The following is an 18519-nucleotide window of genomic DNA, read 5'->3' as shown; positions in this document are numbered from 1 at the left end:
ACCCGTGACCTGGCGCCTCGCCCACCCGCGACACAATGGCGCCATGACCGACCCCCTGCCCGACGTCCCGGACGTGGCCTCCGTCTTCCCGATCACCGTGCGGTGGTCGGACCTGGACGCCTACGCCCACGTCAACAACGTGCAGTACCTCCGCCTCTTCGAGGAGGCCCGGGTCTACGCCTTCAAGGCGTGGTTCGGCCAGGGCCGGGACCTCATCGACGAGGGCATGCTCGTCGTGTCCCAGGCGATCGACTACCTGCTGCCGATGGAGTTCGCCTACGCGCCGGCCCGGGTCGCGGTGTGGTGCGGGGGAGTCGGCGGCGCGTCCTTCGAGCTGGGGTATGCCGTCGCCGGGCCGGACGGCGACGACACCGTGTATGCGCGTGGCCGGGTGATGCTGGTCGCCTACGACCTGGGTGCCGGGCGGCCGCGACGGCTCGGCGCCGACGAGCGGGAGGCGCTGGCGGCGGTGACCGGGCCGAGCCCGCTGCTGCGCAGCGACCGCTCCGTCGGCGGAGGGGCGCGCGGGGCCGGGACGTGAGCACCGCGACGCTGGCCTTCCCGGACGGGGAGGGCCTGGCCGACCTGGCGACCTACGTGCGCCGCGCCGCCCGGCTCGACCCGGACGGGGCGGTCCGGCTGCAGGTCGCGGGCTCCAGGCCCGTCCTCGCGGCCTGGGTGTGCGTGCTCCCGGGCGTCGGGCTGCTCCGCTCCGGCCTGGTGCTCGGGCTGCGGACCACGGCGCTGGCCGCGGGCTCCGCGGTGCTGGACACGACGGTGCCGCTCGCGGGGCTGACCGACCGCTTCGCCCGGCGGGGTGCGTCCCGGGACGCCTCCACCGAGCTGCCCGTGCCCCCGACCACGCTCGCCCCGGCCTGGGCGGCGCTCTCGCCTCCCCGGGGCGGCTGGGAGCCGGTCGGACGGCTGCCCGTCGAGCTGCTCGTGCGCGCGGCCCGGGAGGGCATCGCCGAGGTGGCCGAGGGGACGCCGGAGGGTGCTGGGTCGGCCGCGGTGGAGACGCTGCGCGCGCGGGTCTGGGGCCAGCCGGTCGACGACTCGTCGGACGTCCACGTGCCCCGCGGCGCCGGCCTCGCCCTGCACGCGCTCGGCTTCGTCGGCGACCGACCAGGAGGTGCGGGGGACGGGGCGCCGGGCGAGGGCATACCCGAGACAGCGACGGTGCATCGCCAGGGCGCGTGGCTGCGGGTCTCCACGGCGGCCGGTCACGCGTTGCTGCGGCCGTGACCGGGGGCCGAGCCGCTGCGGCTCCTCCGGGCGACCTGCTGCGGGACTGGTCGCTCACCGTCGACGGCGAGCCGTGGTCCGGGCACATGTCCACCGTCTGGCCCGTGCGGGACGGCCGGGGTCGGGAGCGGGTGCTGAAGGTGACCGACGCGCACCACCCCCCGACCGGCGAGGCGGCGGCGCTGCGGGCCTGGGCCGAGGTGGGGGCCCCGGTCGTCGACGTCCTGGACAGCCGCGGGCCGGCCCTGCTGCTGGACCGGCTCGACGCCACGCGCGACCTGGCGTCGGTGCCGGACGAGGCCGAGGCCAGCGGCGCCCTGGCCGACGTGCTGGCCGGGCTGCGCGGGGTCCGGGCCCCGGCGGAGGTGCCTCGGCTGGCGGACGAGCTGCGGCGCATGTCGGCGTCGATCCGGACCCACCGTGAGCAGGTCCCGCAGCTGCTGACGGCGGAGGCTGACCGTGCCCTCGGGGTGCTGGCCGACCTCGTGGTGGAGCTCGAGGACCCGGCAGCCGAGCTCGAGCTGCTGCACCTGGACCTGCACTACCTCAACGTGCTCGCACCGTGCGGGCAGGACGGCTGGGTCGCGATCGACCCGCTCCCGCACGCCGGCTTCCGCGAGGTCGAGGTGGTCGCGGCCCTGCGCAACCGCTGGGACGACGCCACCGCCGACGGCGCGCCCGACGCAGCCCTGCGTCGGCGTCTCGAGGTGCTGTGCGAGCGTGCCGGCTCGACCGGGACCGTGCCCGTCTCGTGGCCCAGGCGGTCGCGGTGGACAACCTGCTGTGGCTGGTGCCGCGCGACCCCGGCTCGATGTTCGTGCCGCCCTACGACGTGCTCGCCCGTTGGTGATCGGCCTTCGGGGCGCTGGTGTCGGGGTGCAGCGCCAGGAAGAGCGACCACGGCTCGGCTGACGGGTCACGCGCCCGGTCGTGGAACTCGGTGATCAGCTCGCCCAGCCGGTCCCGGAACTCCTCCAGCTCCTCGGGCGGCAGGCGCAGCCCGAGGCGGGTCATGGTGACGTCGGTGCGGTCCGCCGGCACCCGCTCGACCTCGGCGACGAAGGCCTCGAGCATGCCCTTGCTCGTGACCGGGGTGTTGGCGTACCAGGAGCGGCCGGTGGCGCGGTAGGGGATCTCCCGCGCGCCGCGTCGCCCGCGTCGCGGCTCGAGCGCCTCGAGGAAGCCGGTGTCCACGAGGGTCCGCACGTGGTGCAGCGCGGTCGCCGGGTTGAGCTCCAGCGCCTCGGCGATCTCCCGGTTGGTCAGCGGCTCGTCCAGCGTCAGCCGCAGGATGCGCAGCCGCAGCCCGGAGGCCAGCGCCTTGGCCTCCGCGTCGCCCGCGTCGAAGCGTGCGCCCTCGCCCCACGGGTCGCGCGCGGCGCTCACCGGATCGCCCCCGAGCGGCGCATCAGCTCGGCCAGGAGATGGGCATACCCCCGGGCGTCGTCGATGGCGCGGTGGGTGTGCGCGACGTCGCCCAGCCACTCCGGCGGCAGCGTGTGCGGCGAGATCTCCCCGACCGGCCGACCGAGGACCGCCGCGGCGTAGCTGCGCAGGCAGAGCGCGCCGTGGTCGAAGAGGGTGTCGGTCTCGTACGGTCCCTGGGTCAGGCCGTAGCGGGTGAAGCGGCGCAGGTAGAGGTCGATCCACGGACCGTCGAAGGCGAGCGGGGAGGCGGCGAACGCGCGGGGTCGGGGCAGTCCGCCCACCCAGTCCACCCAGTCGGCCATGACGTCGGGCACCGGCCGCGGGTCGGTGGTGCAGGCGGCCCACGCCTGCGGATGTCCCTCGAACCACGCGAGGGTGTCGGGGTTGGGTGCGGCGCCCGGCAGCGGCTCGAGGACCGCCTCGAAGGTGCCCAGCTCCTCGCCGGTCTCGCGCAGCGCGACGCTGGCGAAGGAGCGCATCGAGTTGGGCCCGGGCCAGGGTCCGTCGACCTCGATGTCGGTCACGACGTAGACCCAGGAGTCGCCTGCTGCAGCCGTCATGAGGACATCCTGGCAAAGTGATTGACAAAACTCAATCACTTGGCGCACGATCAGGACCGTGACCACTCAGCGACCCGCCAGCCTGTGGCGGCACCACGACTTCCGCCAGCTCTGGATGGGCGACACCGTCTCCGTCTTCGGGGCGCAGTTCGTGGGCTTCGCGATGCCCCTCATGGCCGTCCAGCTGCTCGGCGCCGATGCCTTCCAGATGGGGCTGCTCGCCGCCCTGGAGTCGCTGGCGTTCCTGCTCATCGGGCTGCCGGCCGGTGCGTGGGTGGACCGGTGGCGCAAGCGGACCGTGCTCGTGCTCGGCGACCTGACGCGCGCCGCGCTGCTGCTCACGCTGCCCGTCGCCTGGCTGCTGGACGCCCTGACGATGTGGCAGGTCTACGTCGTCGCCTTCGGAGTCGGGTGCATCACCGTCTTCTTCGACGTCGCCAACCAGTCCTACCTCCCGGAGATCGTCGACAGCGACCAGATCGGCGACGGCAACGGCAAGCTGCAGGCGAGCCAGCAGACCGCGATCGTCGTCGGTCCGGCCGCGGCGGCGTTCATGGTGCGCCTGCTGGGGTCGCCGCTGACGATCGCGGTGACCTCGGTCTGCATGGGTCTGTCCTCGCTCTTCGTCAGCCGGATCCGGCACCGGGAGCAGGCGCCCGACCCGACGAGCCGCCGTCCGCTGGTCACCGAGATCCGCGAGGGTCTGTCCTTCGTGCTGGACCACCCGTTGCTGCGCCGGATCGTCGCCTGCACCGGCACCAGCAACTTCGCCTCGTCGGGCATGTTCGCGCTCTTCGTGCTCTATGCCGTCACCACGCTCGGTCTGTCCGAGACCACGCTCGGCCTGGTGCTGTCGCTGGGGGCGGTCGGGGGCATCCTCGGAGCCGTGTCCTCCGGGTGGTTCGGGCGGTTCGTCGGCGAGGGCCGGGCCATCCCCATCGCCGCCGTGCTGTCCGGGGTGGCGCTCTTCAGCGTCCCGCTGGCCTCGATCCTGCCGCCGGTGCCGACCCTGCTCGTGGGCAACCTGCTCATCTCGTGGGGCGTCGTGGTCTACAACGTGGTGCAGGTGAGCTTCCGGCAGCGCCTGTGCCCGAAGCCGTTGCTCGGTCGGATGAACGCCTCGATCCGCTTCCTCGTCTGGGGGCCGATGCCCATCGGTGGCTTCCTCGGGGGCGTGCTCGGCCAGCAGCTCGGCCTGGTGCCGACGCTGTGGATCTTCGCCGTGGTGGCGCTGCTCGCCTCGCTGCCGGTCCTGCTGTCCCCGCTGGCCGGCATGCGTGAGCTCCCCCGGGAGCTGGACGCCCTCTCCCCCCAGGAGTGACCACGGCCTAGCACAAGCTTCATCGGCATACTTCCCGATGAGGGTTGTGCTATCCCGACGTTGGTCCCGGGTGGGGCGGGGGTGCGGGGCGCGCGGCATACCCTGACCGCATGGACACCGCCCTGCTGACCAACATCGCGCTGGTCCTGCTCTTCGTCCTGATCGGGGGCGTCTTCGCCGCCACCGAGATGGCGATCGTGTCGCTGCGGCCCTCCCAGGTCGACGACATCGAGCGCTCGGGGGCGCGCGGCGCCAGGATCGCCGAGCTGGTGCGCGACCCCAACACCTTCCTCTCGGCCGTGCAGGTCGGGGTGACCGTCGCCGGCTTCTTCTCCTCGGCGTTCGGTGGCGCCACCATCTCGCCGTCGGTGTCGGCCTGGCTGCAGCGGCTCGGTATGCCCGCCTCCGCCGCAGACCCGCTCGCCCTGGTCGCGATGACGCTGGTCATCGCCTACCTGTCCCTGGTGCTGGGCGAGCTCACACCCAAGCGGCTCGCGATGCAGCGCTCGGCCGGCTTCACGCGTGTCCTCGCGCCGCCACTGGGCATCTTCGCCACCCTGCTGCGGCCGGTCATCTGGTTCCTGTCCGTGTCGACCAACCTCATGGTGCGGCTGCTCGGCGGCGACCCGGACGCGACCAGCGAGGAGATGACGATCGAGGAGCTGCGCCGGACCGTCGAGGACAACCGCGACCTGCGGCCCTACAGCCGGGAGATCCTCTCCGACGTCTTCCGCGCCAGTGAGCGCACCCTCGGCGACGTGCTGCGGCCCCGACCGGACGTCGAGTTCCTCGCCGCCGACGCCACCGTGGCCGCCGTCATCGGCCCGATCCGGGAGAGCGGCCACAGCCGGTACCCCGTCCTCGGGGAGAGCGTGGACGACGTGCTCGGCTTCGTCCACATCCGTGACCTCTTCACGCTGCCCGAGCGCGAGCGGGAGCAGCGCCGCGTGCGCGACGTCGTCCGCGAGATCGTCGCGCTCCCGGTGACCAAGCCGGTGCTGGCGACGCTGTCCGCGCTGCGGGCCCAGCAGCAGCACCTGGCCCTCGTGGTCGACGAGCACGGCGGGACCGAGGGGATCGTGACCATCGAGGACCTCGTCGAGGAGGTGGTCGGCGAGATCTACGACGAGTACGACACCGACCCCGACCCGGAGGACTCGCTCGTCGAGGCCGGTGGGCGCGCGGTGGTCTCGGGCAGCCTGATCGTCGAGGAGCTCGAGGACGCGCTGGGCCTGGCGCTCCCGCACGGGTCCTACGAGACCGTGGCCGGGCTGGTCCTGGAGCGGCTCGGGCGGGTGGCCGAGGAGGGGGACACGGTCGTCGTCGGCGACGTGCGGCTCACCGTGGCCGGGCTCGACGGGTTGCGCATCACCGAGGTCGAGGTGGTCCGGGAGCCTGCCCTCGCGGCGGATGAGGGCGAGCCGCAGGGCTGAGGGGCATACCAGCCGGTGGTGGTGGTGCAGGACCGTGCGTCACATCCGTCGTCCCGGCAACGGATGTGACGCAGCGTTCTGCACGGGGCCTACCCCAGCGCGGCGGCCAGGGCGGCCTCGACGTGCAGCCGGGTGGTGGGGAAGACGGGCAGGTCCACCTCCGCCGCGCCGATGAGCAGCTCGATCTCGGTGCAGCCGAGCACGACGCCCTCGGCCCCACGGTCCGCCAGGTCGCCGATGACCCGCTGGTATGCCGCGCGCGACTCGTCGCGGACCACGCCCCGGCAGAGCTCGTCGTAGATGACGCGGTGCACGAGCTCCTGCCCGGCCCGGTCCGGCACCAGCACGTCCAGCCCGTGACCGGCCAGCCGCCCGGTGTAGAAGTCCTGCTCCATCGTGAACGCGGTCCCGAGCAGCCCCACGCGCGAGACCCCGGCAGCCCGCACCGCCGCCGCGGTGGCGTCGGCCAGGTGCAGCAGCGGTATGCCGATCCCCGCCTCCACCTGGTCGGCCACCTTGTGCATGGTGTTGGTGCAGATGAGCAGCAGGTCCGCGCCCGCCGCCTCCAGCCCGGCGGCCTCCGCGGCGAGCAACCGGCCGGCGGCCTCCCAGTCGCCCGCGACCTGCAGCGCCTCGACCTCGGCGAAGTCCACCGACGCCAGCACCAGCCGGGCCGAGTGCAGCCCGCCCAGCCGCTCCCGGACCCCCTCGTTGAGCAGGCGGTAGTACTCCGCGCTCGACTCCCAGCTCATGCCCCCGAGCAGCCCGATCACGCGCATGGGAGCAGCCTATCGGCGGACCTCAGCGAGGCTCGGCAGGCACCTGGATCTGGAACGTCCCCTTCACCGTGAGGCCGTCCGACTCGTAGGTCGGGACCTCGAGCGGCTGCCGCTCGAGCTCGCGCCAGGCCTCGAGCCCGGACAGCGTGGTCGGGGTGTCACCCGCCAGCTCACGGGCGCGGTCGTCCTCGATGTAGCCGCTCACCAGGTCCTCACCGCGCACCTCGACCAGGTCGGGGGTGCCCATGGGTGTCTCCACCCCGAAGGTCTGCCCCCGGTCGTTGACGCCGAGCGGGATCTGGTCCACCTCGACCGGCTCGACCCGGAGCTCCCAGGGGACGTCCTCCGTGACCTGCACGGAGAACGGGCCGTCGGCCTCCTCGACGGGCACGAGGAAGGACAGGGGGAAGGTCTCACCCATGGTCTCGTCCAGCTCGCCGGCCCCGTGACAGCTGGCGACGGTCGCCCGGAACGGCCACATCACCCGGGCCGGGTCCTCGCAGGTCACCTGCAGCCGTAGGGCCTCCGTGCCCTCCGGTCGCGGCACCGAGGAGAGGTCCACCTCCTGCACGCCGGCACCGGTGAAGGTCCTCCCGTCGCCCAGCGCGCTCGACCCGAGGATCGTGCCCGGTGACCGGTTGCTGAACTCGATGCCCGGGCCTGACCCCGACCCGGTCCCCGCGGGACCGGTCGGGTCCGAGTCGCCGGGCAGCACCTGGGCGACGCCCCAGCCGGCGAGGACCAGGGCGAGCACGCCCGCCGCGGTGGCGCCGGCCGCGCGTCGTCGTCCGCGACCCACGCGACGCTCGACCTGGTCGAAGCGGTCGGTCTGCTCCTCCAGCGCGGGGGGCAGCGTCTTGAGCTGCTGGCTGATCTGCTCGGTGGTCGTCATCGCACCTTCTCCTCCTGCTCGATGGCGGTGCGCAGGCTGGCCAGCCCCTTGGCGGTCTGGCTCTTCACGGTGCCCTCGGAGCAGCCCATGATCCGGGCCGTCTCGGCGACCGACAGGTCGTCGAAGTGCCGCAGCACCACGCACTGTCGCTGGCGCACCGGCAGCTCGCGCAGCGAGCGGGCCAGGTCCAGACGCTGGGGTATGCCCTGCTGCGGGTCGGCGACGTCGGACCGGGGCGACGAGGCGTCGCCGGACCGCGCTGCCGCGTCGACCAGGTCCTCGGTCGGTCGCTCGCCACGCCACCGCCGGGACCACCAGCTGGCGTTGGTCCGCACCATGACCTTCCGCACGTAGGCCTCGGGATGCTGCTCGCGGATCCTGGCCCAGTGCGGCCAGGTGCGGGCCAGGGCCGTCTGCAGCAGGTCCTCGGCGCGGTGGGCGTCGCCGGTGAGCATCCACGCCGTGCGCAGCAGCGCCGGCGAGCGCTCGGTCACGAACTCGCGGAACCCGTCCGGCTCACGCGTCATGGTCCATCCCTTCGCTCGGGTGCTCTCCTGGGTGAACCGGCTGGGGGTGCGGATCGGTTGCCTCGAGCGTCTCAGCCCTGTCGTGCCCGTTGCGCGGCCATCCTGAGGTCGCGGCTGTCGGTGACCGCCAGATGGGCGGCGCCGACCAGCCCCTCCACCGTGCCACCGGCCAGGGTGAGCACGTCGTCCAGCACGGCGGCGGGTGGCGCCACCTCGCCGTAGCAGTCGTGCCAGGCCAGCTCGAGCAGGTCCAGGACCTGCACCGCCGCGTCGGTGTCGTCGGGGAACTGCTCCTGCAGCCGGGGGAGCTGCTCGGCCCGGCGGGCCTGCCGACCGATGGTCATGCCAGCCACACCGTCGTGTCCTGGTGCAGCACCCGACGGCCGTCCTCGCCGGCGTGCAGCCGGCCGCTGCAGACCAGCACCTCGGCGTCCTCCGGCAGCACCACCGGGGCAGAGCCGAAGTTCGTCACCACCGTGACCGCGGGTCCGTCCCCCCGCGCGTTGGTGAAGGCGAGGACGTCGGCGGGAAGCGGCATACTGGCCAGCTCGGTGACCCACTCCAGCCCGCCGACGCCCAGGTCGTGCTCGCGCCGCAGACCCAGGAGGGTGCGGTAGAGCTCGAGCGTGGACCCGTCGACCCCCTGCTGCCGGTCGACGGACAACGAGCCGTAGAGCAGCGGCTGCGGCAACCACGGCTCCGCGTCCGTCCCCTCGCCGGTCCCGAAGCCGAAGGAGGGCTGGCCCGCGACCCACGGCATCGGGACGCGGCACCCGTCGCGGCCGGTCTCCTCGCCGCGCGTCCGGTGGAAGGCCGGGTCCTGCCGCACCTCGTCGGGCAGCGCCGTGTGGTCCGGCAGCCCCAGCTCCTCGCCGTTGTAGACGTAGGCCGACCCGGGCAGCGCGAGCATCATCGTGGTGGCCGCGCGCGCCCGGCGCAGCCCGAGGACGGCGTTCGGCTGGGGGTCCTCGGCGCCGATCCCGTTGGGCCGCGGTGAGCCGACCGGCAGGCCCATCCGCGAGGCGTGCCGGACCACGTCGTGGTTGGACAGCACCCAGGTGGTGGGGGCCCCGACCTCCTCGGCGGCCACCAGCGAGGCCTCGATGACCTCACGCTGGTCGGCGGCCCGCCACGGGGTCTGCAGGTAGTGGAAGTTGAAGGCCTGGTGCATCTCGTCGGACCGGACGTAGGCCATGGTGCGCTGCTGCGTCGGGAGCCACGCCTCGGCGCACAGGATGCGGTCCAGGTCCGGGTCGCCCTCGGGGTTGTAGGAGTCGAGCACCGTGCGCCACCGGCGGTAGATCTCGTGCACACCGTCCTGGTCCCACATCGGCCCCAGGTTGCCGTGCACCAGCGGCTCGTCGTCGGCGCCGGCCATCACGGCCCGCTCCTGCCAGTCCGGCAGCTCCGGGTCCTTGACCAGCGAGTGCGCCACGTCGACCCGGAAGCCGTCGACGCCGCGGTCCAGCCAGAAGCGCAGGATGGCGTGGAACTCCTCGACCACCTCGGGTTTGTGCCAGTTGAGGTCCGGCTGCTTGGCGTCGAAGAGGTGCAGGTACCACTGCCCGGGGGTGCCGTCCGGCTCCTCCACCCGGGTCCACGCGATCCCCCCGAAGACGCTCTGCCAGTCGTTGGGGGGCTCGCTGCCGTCACCGCGCCCGTCCCGGAAGATGTAGCGCTCCCGCTCCGGGCTGCCCGGCGCCGCCGACAGGGCCTGCTCGAACCACGCGTGCTCGTCGCTGGTGTGGTTGGGCACGAGGTCGATGAGCACCCGCAGCCCCAGCTCGTGCGACGTCGCGATCAGCGCGTCGGCGTCGCCCAGGTCGCCGAAGACCGGGTCGATGTCGCGGTAGTCCGCGACGTCATACCCCGCGTCGGCCATGGGGGAGCGGTAGAACGGGCTGATCCAGATCGCGTCCACGCCGAGCTCGGCGAGGTAGGGCAGCCTCGAGGTGATGCCCGGCAGGTCGCCCACGCCGTCGCCGCCCGAGTCGGCGAAGCTGCGGGGGTAGACCTGGTAGATGACGGCGTGGCGCCACCAGGGCGCGTCGTGGGTCGAGGGGGCGTGAGTCACGAGGGGCAACGCTATGCCGCGGCTCCCCCGCCCGCGCAAATCGACCGACCGCACGGTTTGCGTGGACCAACCGCACGGTTTGCGTGGACCGGCCGCACGGTTTGCGTGGACCGACCGCACAGTATGCGCGCAAAGTGCGCGGTCGGTCGCGACATAGTGCGCGGTCGGTCGCGACAAAGTGCGCGGTCGGTCGCGACAAAGTGCGCGGTCGGTCGCGACACAGTGCGCGGTCGGTCGCGACACAGTGCGCGGTCGGTCAGTCCTCGGCGAGCGTGTTGACCATGGCCTGGGCGGCGTGCGCCATGTAGGCCCGCATCTGCTGCTCGTCCAGCGGCGTCATCCGGTCGCTGACGGTGTCGAGCGCGGCGTTCATGTGGTGCAGCCACCGGTCGCGCTGCGCCGGGGTGACCCGGAAGGGGTGGTGCCGCATGCGCAGGCGGGGGTGGCCGCGCTGCTCGGAGTAGGTGGTGGGGCCGCCCCAGTACTGCTCCAGGAACATGCGCAGCCGCACCTCGGCGGCCGCCAGGTCCTCCTCCGGGTAGAGGTCGCGCAGCGGCGGGTCCTGGGCGACGCCGCGGTAGAACTCGCGCACCAGGGCGACGAAGGTGTCGTGGCCACCGACCCGCTCGTAGACGGTCGTAGGGCTGTCGGGGGAGGGCTGGGTCACCCGCCCATGGTGCCAAACCGGGCAGGACCGGGACGAGGCCGTGGCGCGGGTCGCCGGTTTACCGGGCTGTCGGTCCCGCCCCCTAGGCTCGGGTCCGTGCCGGCCAGATCCTCGTCCTATCCCGGTATGGGCGCGGTGCCGCACGACGACGGGGTGACCTTCCGGGTGTGGGCACCGCAGGCACGGCAGGTCGCGGTGGTGGGTGACTTCTGCGGGTGGGACCACCGGCGGCGCACCGCGCTCGCGAGAGACCACCACCGCTCCGGCACCTGGTCGGCCTTCGTCCCCGGGGCGGGTGCGGGCAGCCACTACCGCTTCCTCGTGCGCCGCGGCGGCCCCTACCTCTCGCGACAGGACCCGTGCGCCCGGCAGGTCACGGGTGCGCGGGGAGCGTCGGTGGTCTTCGACCCGCGGCGGATCGACTGGGGCGGGGAGCGCTTCCGGGCCCCGGGCTGGGACGACCTCGTGGTCTACGAGCTGCACGTGCCCACCTTCGCCGCCACGGGCGGGGCGCCCGGCACCTTCGACACCGCCATCAGCCGACTCGACCACCTCGCCTGGCTCGGGGTCACCGCGGTGGAGGTGATGCCGCCCTTCGAGTTCGCCTCCGCGACGAGCTGGGGATACAACCCCTCGCAGCTGTATGCCATCGAGTCCAGCTACGGCGGGCCGTGGGCCTTCGCCCGCTTCGTGCGGGAGGCGCACGCCCGGGGCATCGCCGTGCTCCTGGACGTCGTGCACAACCACGTGGGTCCGGACGGGCCGCACCTGTGGCGCTTCGACGGCGCCGCCGGGAGACGCCGTTACGGCGGTGCGTTCTTCTACAACGACCGCCGGGCGCTCACCCCGTGGGGCGCCACCCGGCCGAACTACGACCGCAAGGCGGTGCGCAACTTCCTGCGCGACTCGGCCGTCATGTGGCTGGAGGACTTCCGGGTCGACGGGCTGCGCTTCGACGGCACGAACTTCGTGCGCTCGCGGTGGGGTGACGTGCGCGACCCCGCCCACCACATCGCGGCCGGTGACCGTTACCTCGCAGCGCTCACGACGGACCTGCGCTCGCGCCAGCCGTGGAAGCTGCTGGTGGCCGAGGACATGCAGCGCGACCCCGCGGTCACCCGCTCCCCGCAGGAGGGTGGGCTGGGTTTCCACAGCCAGTGGGACGCCGGTTTCGTGCACGCGGTCCGAGGTGCGCTGGAGGCCGTCGACGACGCCCACCGTGACGTGCGGGCCGTCGCCGCGGCGGTGCTGGGAGAGGGCGGCCCCCTGCACGAGCGCGTGGTCTACACCGAGTCGCACGACGAGGTCGCCAACGGGCGCGCCCGTCTGCCGGAGCAGATCATGCCCGGGCGAGCGGACTCGTGGCACTCGCGCACCCGCTCGGCGCTCGGGCTGGCACTGACGCTGACCGCGCCGGGGATCCCCATGCTCTTCCAGGGCCAGGACGTGCTGGAGGACGGCTGGTTCACCGACACCCGCCCGGTCGACTGGTCCAAGGCCGACCACCGGGCGCCCTTCCTGCACCTGGTCCGGCACCTGGTCCTGCTGCGTCGCGACGTGGCCGGTACCACCCGGGGGCTACGCGGCAGGCATACCCACGTCCTGCGCGCGGACGCCGGGCTGCTCGCCTACCACCGGTGGGATCGGGGTGGCCCCGGGGACGATGTCGTGGTGGTCGTGAACCTCACGACCCACACGCGGCGCGACGTGCGCCTCGGGCTGCCGCGGGGTGGCCGGTGGCGGGTCCGCTGCAACACCGACGCGCCGTCCTACGGCCCGGGTCTCGGCGCGGTGCACGCCCACGACACGGACACCGAGCCCCGACCGTGGGACGGTCTGGCGGACAGCGCGCTGCTCAGCGTGGGTCCCTACGCAGCCCTTGTCCTGTCGCAGGACGCGTGACCTGCGGCCGCTCAGTTGCGGAGCAGCTCGATGGTGAACTCCTCGTAGTCCTCCACGATGATCGTCAGCGGGATCTCGAGGGTCCCGCCGTAGCCGTAGACGAGGCCGGTCTCCGTCGTCACCGGCTCGTCGGTCCAGCTGGACCACCAGCCGTCGGTGCCGTTCAGCTCGTCGACCGGCTTGTCATGGATGAGGAAGCGGATCCGGCCCTCGCCCTCGGTGCTGATCCGGGCGCCGACGCCGAAGCCGCCGCTCGGCAGCTCTACCCGTGCGGTGCCGCTCTCGTCCAGGTCCTCGGGGCCCAGCGTCTCCAGCGGGTCGTCGCCGAAGCCGTACCGCGAGAGGCCGCGCTCCCCGCCGGTGGGCCAGGCGTGCTCGGGGACGGCGGCCGCCGAGAAGTCGAAGTCCTGGTAGGGCACGGGTGCGTAGGCGAGCAGCACGGCAGGCGCGGCGCCGCGCGTCGCGGGCGCGGCGGCCTGCAGGGGGTCGTCCGCGCTCATCCCGGGGAGGGGCTCGGCACGCGCCGTCGTGAGCCACTGGGTGACCTCGGCCACCTCGGACATCGTCCAGATCGGCATCGCGTGGCGGCCGCGCTGCAGCAGTCCCTCCCCGGAGAAGGGGCTCCACCACATGCGTCCCCGCGCGGCGTCCGACGGCATCAGCATCACCCACCTCAGCTCGTCCGGGTCCGGCGGGGAGGACTCCAGCTCGCGGACGTGGGCGTCCGTGGGCAGCTCCCACGCACCGACCAGCCGGTGGCCGGAGACCAGCTCGGGGAGGTCGGGCGCGAGGACCTGCGTCGCGGGAGACAGGTCGAGGGCCGCACGCCCCGCCTGGGTGGCGACGACCTGCAGGTGCTCGGCGCCCGCCTCCGTCGTGACCTCGACGACGGCATCCCGGCGCTCTCCGCGGGCGGGCAGCAGATCGGCCGGCAGCGCGAACTCCCGTTGCTGACCCGGGACGTAGGTGGACCAGCGGCCGTCGCGCACGTCCGGGAGCTGGTCGTGCCAGTCGGGCTGCTCGTCCGTCATCATCCCGGCCAGGTCGCCGTCGTCGGTCACCGGGTGGCCGTCCACGGCCACCGAGACCGCCCCGGTCCGGCCGGCCCAGACCCTGATCGTGCTGTCCGGCGTCAGCTCCACCGCCTGGACGATGCGGGTGGCCGACTGCGGGCCGTAGGGCATCAACGCCTGGTCCTCGACGAGCGCCGCGCCGTCGGGCACCGGCGGCGCGTCGGTCAGGTTGCCGTCCGGCAGCGGCGTCTGGAAGACGTCCGGGGGCTCGGCGTAGAGCCCGAGCACCGCGCCCCCGTCACCCGGGATGTCCCCGCTGACCTCGACCGTCGCCGAGCCCTGCGGCGGGAGGGTGACCACGTGACCCGTGGTCACCGGTGGGCCGGCGTCCCGCCCCGCGCACGGCACGGGTATGCGTTCGCCCGCCACCGAGACGATCCCGCCCGGCGGCTCGAGGTTGGGGTCGTCCGCCGGGGGCATGTCGCACCACAGGACGGCGAACATCGCGCTCTGCCCTTGGAACCGGACGTCGTCCGTGTCCAGTTCGACCTGCTGGGTGCCGCCGGGGGACAGGTCGATGGTCTCGACCAGGGTCAGGCCGGCCGCGCCGTTAGGCGGGGTGCCGTCATCGCGCAGCTCGAAGCCGGCCTCGGTGAGATCCGTCACGGGCTCGCCGGCCGCCTCGACGAAGGTCGGGGCGGGGGCGCTCTCCTCCTCACCGTCGAGGGAGAGCGCATACCCACCCAGCACGGCGAGCGGCACCGCGGCCGCTGCCGCCCACCACCACCGCCGGTCACGGGGCGGCGGCTCCGGCGGCGCCTGGGCCACGGCGGTCCCGAGCTCGCTCTCCAGCCGGTCTCCGGTCAGCGCGTGCCGGTGAGCCAGCGCCTCCAGCGCGACGTCGACCCCCTCCTGCTCGGGGACGAGCCGCGCGATCCTCTCCGGTGCGAGCCGCAGCGCCGTGGCGACGTCGGCGACGCTGGCCCCTTCGACCAGGCGCAGCACGCTCGCAGCGCGGGCGCGCGGAGCCAGCCGCGCGACGACGTCCCCAGGGTCACCCGTCCCGACCGGCAGCGTCTTCTCCCGACGCCGTGGCGCGGTGCGCACGTAGGCCCGGACCAGGCGCTGCAGCAGCTGCTGCCGGCTCGAGGTCTCGGGTGCCTGCGCCAGCGTGAGCCCGGTGAGGCGGGTGGCCATGTCGGTGTCGCCGGTGAGCATGGCAGCGACGCGGTGCAGCCCGGCACCGTGCGTGCTCACGAGCTCCGCGGTGCCGGAGCCGGCGTCTGCTGGCCTCCCTGCCATGGGCTCAGTCTGACAAATGGGTCAGCCGTCCGCCCGTGCGAGCAGCTCGAGGGTGAGACTGCCGTCCTCGTAGCCCTCGACGGTGATCTCGAGCTCGTCACCGGCCGAGACCGTCCGCTCGAGATGGGTGCCGACCAGCTGGGTGGACGGGTCGTCGGTCCAGGCGGTCCACCACTGCTCACCCGCCAGCCGCGCCGAGGCCGAGAGGGCGTTGGGGTCGAGCACCGTGCGGCCCTCGTGCCAGACGTGCACGCGGCCCACGCCCTCCGAGGTGGCCCGCAGGATCGACGCACCCGCCGGCACGACGAGGGTGGCGCTGCCGTCCGCGTCGAGGTCCGCCAGGCTCAGCCTGGCCACCACCTCGGGTTCGGCGCGCAGGACCGACTCTGCCGAGAACGCCCAGTCGCGCGACACGGCCGCGGCGTGGTCGAAGTCCTCGAAGGCCACCGGCCCGTAGGCCGCGACCAGACCCGTCTCCTGCTCGATCACCGACGGCAGGCCCACCCGCACGCTGCTGCCCTCGGGCACCTCGGACAGGTCGAGCTGGTTCCCCACGAAGCCGAACCCGAGCTCCGGGTCGGCGCACCCGCGCTCCGGCCGTGGGTCGTCGCCGACGGTGATCGTCGCCATGCCGAGGGTCGCGGGCTCCGCGCCGGGGCAGAAGGGCAGCCAGGTCACCTCCTGACCCTGCACCGACCGGGGCAGCTCGAGCTCGGCCACCGTGCCGTCGGTGGGCAGCTCCCAGACGCCGAGTCGGTGCATCCCGCCGGACCACTCCGGGACCCCGTCGGGCACCGCCGCGGGGTCGAGCGGAGGGACTGCGGCCTCCGCGGGCTGCGGCCCGTCGGCACCGGTGACCCGGACCTGCCAGGCGGCGTCGTGCGAGGCGAGGGCGGAGACCCGGACCGTGCGACCCTCGCCACCCACCTCCTCCGGCAGGCTGAGGGTATGCCGCGCGCCCGCCTCGAAGGCGGTCCAGGCGCCGCCCCGCAACCCGGGGTCGGCGGCGGACCACCGGTCATCCCCGTCGTCGGTGACCAGCACGCCGTCGACCCACACCCGGATCCGGCCCGGGACGCCGGTCCACAGCTCGATCTCGCTGTCCGGGCCGAGCGTGACGTCCGTCGCGTGCGCCATCATGCTGCCCTCGAAACCCGCCTGCACCGGCTGGGCGCTCAGGGGCATGGACGCGTCGATCGACACCTCGTCCGCACCCGGCTCGGGAGCGGTGAGCGGAGGGTCCGGCCAGCCCGGGAAGGGGTAGTCGGCGTGCTCCGCCTCCTCGTAGATCCCCAGGACGGCGTCGGCGGCGGCGGGGAGGTCACCCTGCCAGGTCGCCTCCCACCCCTGGTCCGACGGGGGGAGGGCCACCGGTGAGACGTCCTCCGGGATGCCGTCGCGCGGCAGGCAGGGGATCGACACGGTCTGCGCACCCGCAGGGTCGAGCTCCAGGCCTGGCCGGTCCACGGCCGGGTCCTCCAGGGCCGGGCCGGTGTCGCACCAGAGCAGGGCGTAGCGCTGGGCGTCGCTGCCCGTGGCAGGCACGGTCGCCGGCCCCGAGGTGTCCAGCGGGGTCGAGTCCAGCAGGTGCAGCCCGCCGGAGAACTCCGGCGCCTCGCCGTCGGTGAGCTCCCACCCCGGCTCGACACCGGTGGGCTCGTCGGCCGGTCCGGTCGCGGTCGGGTCCGGCCACACCTGGGTGAGGGTGACGGCGGCGACGGCGGCCGCGGCGACACCGGCGGCGGCCAGCCATCCGCGGCGGGTGCGACGGGCGGTGCGCTCGGCCCGCAGCTCATCGAGCAGGTCGGCGGGGGCGGGGGCGGGGTGGGCGTCCGCCATCGCCTGGAGCGTGGTGCGCAGGTCCTCGGTCGTGGGAGTCATCGCTGCTCCCTCCCTTCGCTGACGACGTCGTCGTCCAGGTGCTCACTGATCCGCAGCGCCGCCAGGGCGCGCGAGTGGTGCGACTTCACGGTTCCCTCGGAGATGCCCATGGTCCGGGCGGTGTCGGCGACCGTGAGGTCGTGGAAGTAGCGCAGGACCACCACCGCGCGCTGCTGCGCCGGCAGGTCGCCGACGGCGCGCGCGAGGTCGAGCTCGGCCGCGGTGTCGAGCCCGTGCTCGGGCGCGGTCTCGGGCAGCGTCTCGGTGGGCACCTCGCCGTGCCAGCGGCGCCGGCGAGCGGTGAGGAACTCGCGCAGCAGGATCGTGCGGACATACGCCTCGGGGTTGTCGGTGACCCGACCCCAGGCGCGCCAGGCCTTGAGCAGCGACTCCTGCAGCAGGTCGTGCGCGGCGTGCGGGTCCCGGGTGAGCAGCACCGCGGTGCGGTGCAGCCGGTGCCCGTGCGCCAGCACGAACTCGGTGAACGGTTCACCCGTCATGCAGACACCTCCATGCCCGGACAGACGACCGAGGTGCTCTGCGGGGTTGTCACGGCGGCGGGCCGCCGGCCGTCCGGTGTCAGACCTGGGCGTCCCCGAAGGGCGAGATCCGCGGGCCGCGGACGCCCTCGGCGTCGAAGCGCTCCTTGGCGCGCTCGCGGATCACCCGGGGGACGCCCCATTGCTCACCGGGGCGGCACTTGGCGAAGACCCGCAGCGTCATCGTGCCGCCGGAGACCGACTCCACCCCGGCGACCGACGGCTCCTCGAGCAGCTTGTCCGACCACTGGGGATCGGCATACACCTCCGCGACCGTCTCGCGCAGCAGGGGGAGGACGGTGGCCGGGTCCTCGTCGTAGGCGACCGGGATGTCGATGGTCGCGACCGCCCACCCGTGGCTCTTGTTGCCGATCCGGATGATCTCCCCGTTGCGGATGAACCACACGACCCCGCTGGCGTCGCGCAGCCGGGTCACCCGCAGGGTGACCTCCTCGACGGTCCCCACGGCCTCGCCGGTGTCCACCATGTCGCCGACGCCGTACTGGTCCTCGATGATCATGAAGATCCCCGACAGGAAGTCCTTGACCAGCGACTGGGCGCCGAAGCCGATCGCCACGCCGCCGATGCCCGCGCTGGTCAGCAGGGGGGCCAGCGGCATGCCCAGCTCGGCCATGATGGTGAGCAGCGCGACGCCGGCGATGACGAAGGTCGCGACGCTGCGCAGCAGCGAGCCCATGGTCAGGGCGCGCTGGCGGCGGCGCTCGCGCTGCACCCCGGTGGCCGAGTCGAAGACCCGCTCCAGCGAGGAGCGCTCGGCCTCGTCCGCGCGCACCACCGCGCGCGAGACGACGCCGCGGATGGCCCGGTGCGCGGCCCACCGGGCGAGGATGGCGAAGAGCAGGATGAGGGCGACCCGCAGCGGCGCACCGAGCAGCCAGTCCGCGGTCGATTCCCACGTGTCGAAGGGCAGGTCGAGAACAGGCATGCCTGCCATT

At 73.7% G+C, this 18519-nt stretch carries 18 protein-coding genes; 6 read left to right on the top strand and 12 right to left on the bottom strand.

Going from position 1 to position 18519, the window contains the following annotated elements:
• The first annotated feature begins 43 nt into the window (after positions 1 to 43).
• The 3 genes from FXF60_RS06355 to FXF60_RS06345 are packed head-to-tail and all read left to right on the top strand — an operon-like array spanning position 44 to position 2189.
• Entirely contained in the window at positions 44 to 541 is a 498-nt protein-coding gene (locus tag FXF60_RS06355; protein WP_151524651.1) for an acyl-CoA thioesterase, read from the top strand.
• A complete protein-coding gene (locus tag FXF60_RS06350) occupies positions 538 to 1245 on the top strand; it encodes a DUF8185 domain-containing protein (RefSeq protein ID WP_238335737.1) in 708 nt (235 codons plus the stop codon). The genes FXF60_RS06355 and FXF60_RS06350 overlap by 4 nt, the downstream gene beginning before the upstream one ends.
• The gene (locus FXF60_RS06345; RefSeq protein WP_151524649.1) at positions 1242 to 2189 is read left to right on the top strand and encodes an aminoglycoside phosphotransferase family protein; all 948 of its coding nucleotides are present in this window, start codon (positions 1242 to 1244) and stop codon (positions 2187 to 2189) included. The genes FXF60_RS06350 and FXF60_RS06345 overlap by 4 nt, the downstream gene beginning before the upstream one ends.
• On the opposite strand, the gene FXF60_RS06340 is transcribed toward FXF60_RS06345, so the two are convergent.
• Both FXF60_RS06340 and FXF60_RS06335 read right to left on the bottom strand, forming a co-directional pair.
• Positions 2071 to 2631, bottom strand: coding sequence for a helix-turn-helix domain-containing protein (locus tag FXF60_RS06340; RefSeq protein ID WP_151524647.1), 561 nt, complete (start codon positions 2629 to 2631; stop codon positions 2071 to 2073). The genes FXF60_RS06345 and FXF60_RS06340 overlap by 119 nt on opposite strands.
• The gene (locus FXF60_RS06335) at positions 2628 to 3233 is read right to left on the bottom strand and encodes a hypothetical protein (RefSeq protein ID WP_151524645.1); all 606 of its coding nucleotides are present in this window, start codon (positions 3231 to 3233) and stop codon (positions 2628 to 2630) included. Before FXF60_RS06335 ends, FXF60_RS06340 begins: the two co-directional genes overlap by 4 nt.
• 58 nt (positions 3234 to 3291) lie before the next feature.
• Here FXF60_RS06335 and FXF60_RS06330 point away from each other — a divergent pair, with 58 nt between their 5' ends.
• Positions 3292 to 4554 carry an MFS transporter gene (locus FXF60_RS06330; protein WP_151524643.1) on the top strand — a complete coding sequence of 421 codons (1263 nt, stop codon included), beginning with the start codon at positions 3292 to 3294 and terminating at the stop codon, positions 4552 to 4554.
• A 110-nt stretch (positions 4555 to 4664) separates the two neighbouring features.
• Positions 4665 to 5987, top strand: a complete 1323-nt coding sequence (locus FXF60_RS06325) for a hemolysin family protein (protein WP_151524641.1) — start codon at positions 4665 to 4667, stop codon at positions 5985 to 5987.
• An 89-nt stretch (positions 5988 to 6076) separates the two neighbouring features.
• Here the strand turns inward: FXF60_RS06325 and FXF60_RS06320 are convergent, their stop codons facing one another.
• The 6 genes from FXF60_RS06320 to FXF60_RS06295 all read right to left on the bottom strand — a co-directional run bounded on the left by FXF60_RS06320 (position 6077) and on the right by FXF60_RS06295 (position 10926).
• On the bottom strand, positions 6077 to 6766 hold the full coding sequence (locus FXF60_RS06320) for an aspartate/glutamate racemase family protein (protein WP_151524639.1): 690 nt from the start codon (positions 6764 to 6766) through the stop codon (positions 6077 to 6079).
• A 22-nt stretch (positions 6767 to 6788) separates the two neighbouring features.
• Positions 6789 to 7658, bottom strand: a complete 870-nt coding sequence (locus FXF60_RS06315) for a hypothetical protein (RefSeq protein ID WP_151524637.1) — start codon at positions 7656 to 7658, stop codon at positions 6789 to 6791.
• Positions 7655 to 8185 (bottom strand): SigE family RNA polymerase sigma factor, encoded by a 531-nt coding sequence (locus FXF60_RS06310; protein ID WP_151524635.1) that lies wholly within the window; start codon positions 8183 to 8185, stop codon positions 7655 to 7657. The genes FXF60_RS06315 and FXF60_RS06310 overlap by 4 nt, the downstream gene beginning before the upstream one ends.
• Positions 8186 to 8256: 71 nt before the next feature.
• Positions 8257 to 8529 (bottom strand): hypothetical protein, encoded by a 273-nt coding sequence (locus FXF60_RS06305; RefSeq protein ID WP_202879575.1) that lies wholly within the window; start codon positions 8527 to 8529, stop codon positions 8257 to 8259.
• Positions 8526 to 10259 carry a glycoside hydrolase family 13 protein gene (locus FXF60_RS06300; protein WP_151524632.1) on the bottom strand — a complete coding sequence of 578 codons (1734 nt, stop codon included), beginning with the start codon at positions 10257 to 10259 and terminating at the stop codon, positions 8526 to 8528. The genes FXF60_RS06305 and FXF60_RS06300 overlap by 4 nt, the downstream gene beginning before the upstream one ends.
• Positions 10260 to 10515: 256 nt before the next feature.
• Positions 10516 to 10926: a globin gene (locus FXF60_RS06295; protein ID WP_151524630.1), complete on the bottom strand. Its 411-nt coding sequence runs from the start codon at positions 10924 to 10926 to the stop codon at positions 10516 to 10518.
• A 96-nt stretch (positions 10927 to 11022) separates the two neighbouring features.
• Between FXF60_RS06295 and FXF60_RS06290 the strand changes: the two genes are divergently transcribed.
• Positions 11023 to 12828 carry an alpha-amylase family glycosyl hydrolase gene (locus tag FXF60_RS06290; protein ID WP_238335736.1) on the top strand — a complete coding sequence of 602 codons (1806 nt, stop codon included), beginning with the start codon at positions 11023 to 11025 and terminating at the stop codon, positions 12826 to 12828.
• Positions 12829 to 12839: 11 nt separating this feature from the next.
• On the opposite strand, the gene FXF60_RS06285 is transcribed toward FXF60_RS06290, so the two are convergent.
• From FXF60_RS06285 to FXF60_RS06270, 4 genes are all read right to left on the bottom strand, one after another.
• Positions 12840 to 15143 carry a hypothetical protein gene (locus FXF60_RS06285; RefSeq protein WP_151524626.1) on the bottom strand — a complete coding sequence of 768 codons (2304 nt, stop codon included), beginning with the start codon at positions 15141 to 15143 and terminating at the stop codon, positions 12840 to 12842.
• 21 nt (positions 15144 to 15164) lie between these two features.
• Positions 15165 to 17024: a hypothetical protein gene (locus FXF60_RS06280; RefSeq protein ID WP_151524623.1), complete on the bottom strand. Its 1860-nt coding sequence runs from the start codon at positions 17022 to 17024 to the stop codon at positions 15165 to 15167.
• The gene (locus FXF60_RS06275; protein ID WP_151524621.1) at positions 17021 to 17524 is read right to left on the bottom strand and encodes a SigE family RNA polymerase sigma factor; all 504 of its coding nucleotides are present in this window, start codon (positions 17522 to 17524) and stop codon (positions 17021 to 17023) included. Before FXF60_RS06275 ends, FXF60_RS06280 begins: the two co-directional genes overlap by 4 nt.
• A gap of 79 nt (positions 17525 to 17603) precedes the next feature.
• Positions 17604 to 18509, bottom strand: a complete 906-nt coding sequence (locus tag FXF60_RS06270) for a mechanosensitive ion channel family protein (protein ID WP_151524619.1) — start codon at positions 18507 to 18509, stop codon at positions 17604 to 17606.
• Positions 18510 to 18519 lie beyond the last annotated feature (10 nt).

The sequence above is a fragment of the Serinicoccus kebangsaanensis genome, from assembly GCF_008919445.1.
Classification (GTDB): Bacteria; Actinomycetota; Actinomycetes; order Actinomycetales; family Dermatophilaceae; genus Ornithinicoccus; species Ornithinicoccus kebangsaanensis.
Note: the sequence above shows the minus strand (reverse complement) of the source record. Positions and strands in the feature narration are given on the sequence as shown.

Coding starts and splice junctions, on each gene's coding strand:
- FXF60_RS06335 (WP_151524645.1), bottom strand. CDS start 3,233: ATGACGGCTGCAGCAGGCGACTCCTGGGTCTACGTCGTGACCGACATC.
- FXF60_RS06320 (WP_151524639.1), bottom strand. CDS start 6,766: ATGCGCGTGATCGGGCTGCTCGGGGGCATGAGCTGGGAGTCGAGCGCG.
- FXF60_RS06285 (WP_151524626.1), bottom strand. CDS start 15,143: ATGGCAGGGAGGCCAGCAGACGCCGGCTCCGGCACCGCGGAGCTCGTG.
- FXF60_RS06305 (WP_202879575.1), bottom strand. CDS start 8,529: ATGACCATCGGTCGGCAGGCCCGCCGGGCCGAGCAGCTCCCCCGGCTG.
- FXF60_RS06310 (WP_151524635.1), bottom strand. CDS start 8,185: ATGACGCGTGAGCCGGACGGGTTCCGCGAGTTCGTGACCGAGCGCTCG.
- FXF60_RS06280 (WP_151524623.1), bottom strand. CDS start 17,024: ATGACTCCCACGACCGAGGACCTGCGCACCACGCTCCAGGCGATGGCG.
- FXF60_RS06325 (WP_151524641.1), top strand. CDS start 4,665: ATGGACACCGCCCTGCTGACCAACATCGCGCTGGTCCTGCTCTTCGTC.
- FXF60_RS06270 (WP_151524619.1), bottom strand. CDS start 18,509: ATGCCTGTTCTCGACCTGCCCTTCGACACGTGGGAATCGACCGCGGAC.
- FXF60_RS06275 (WP_151524621.1), bottom strand. CDS start 17,524: ATGACGGGTGAACCGTTCACCGAGTTCGTGCTGGCGCACGGGCACCGG.
- FXF60_RS06315 (WP_151524637.1), bottom strand. CDS start 7,658: ATGACGACCACCGAGCAGATCAGCCAGCAGCTCAAGACGCTGCCCCCC.
- FXF60_RS06355 (WP_151524651.1), top strand. CDS start 44: ATGACCGACCCCCTGCCCGACGTCCCGGACGTGGCCTCCGTCTTCCCG.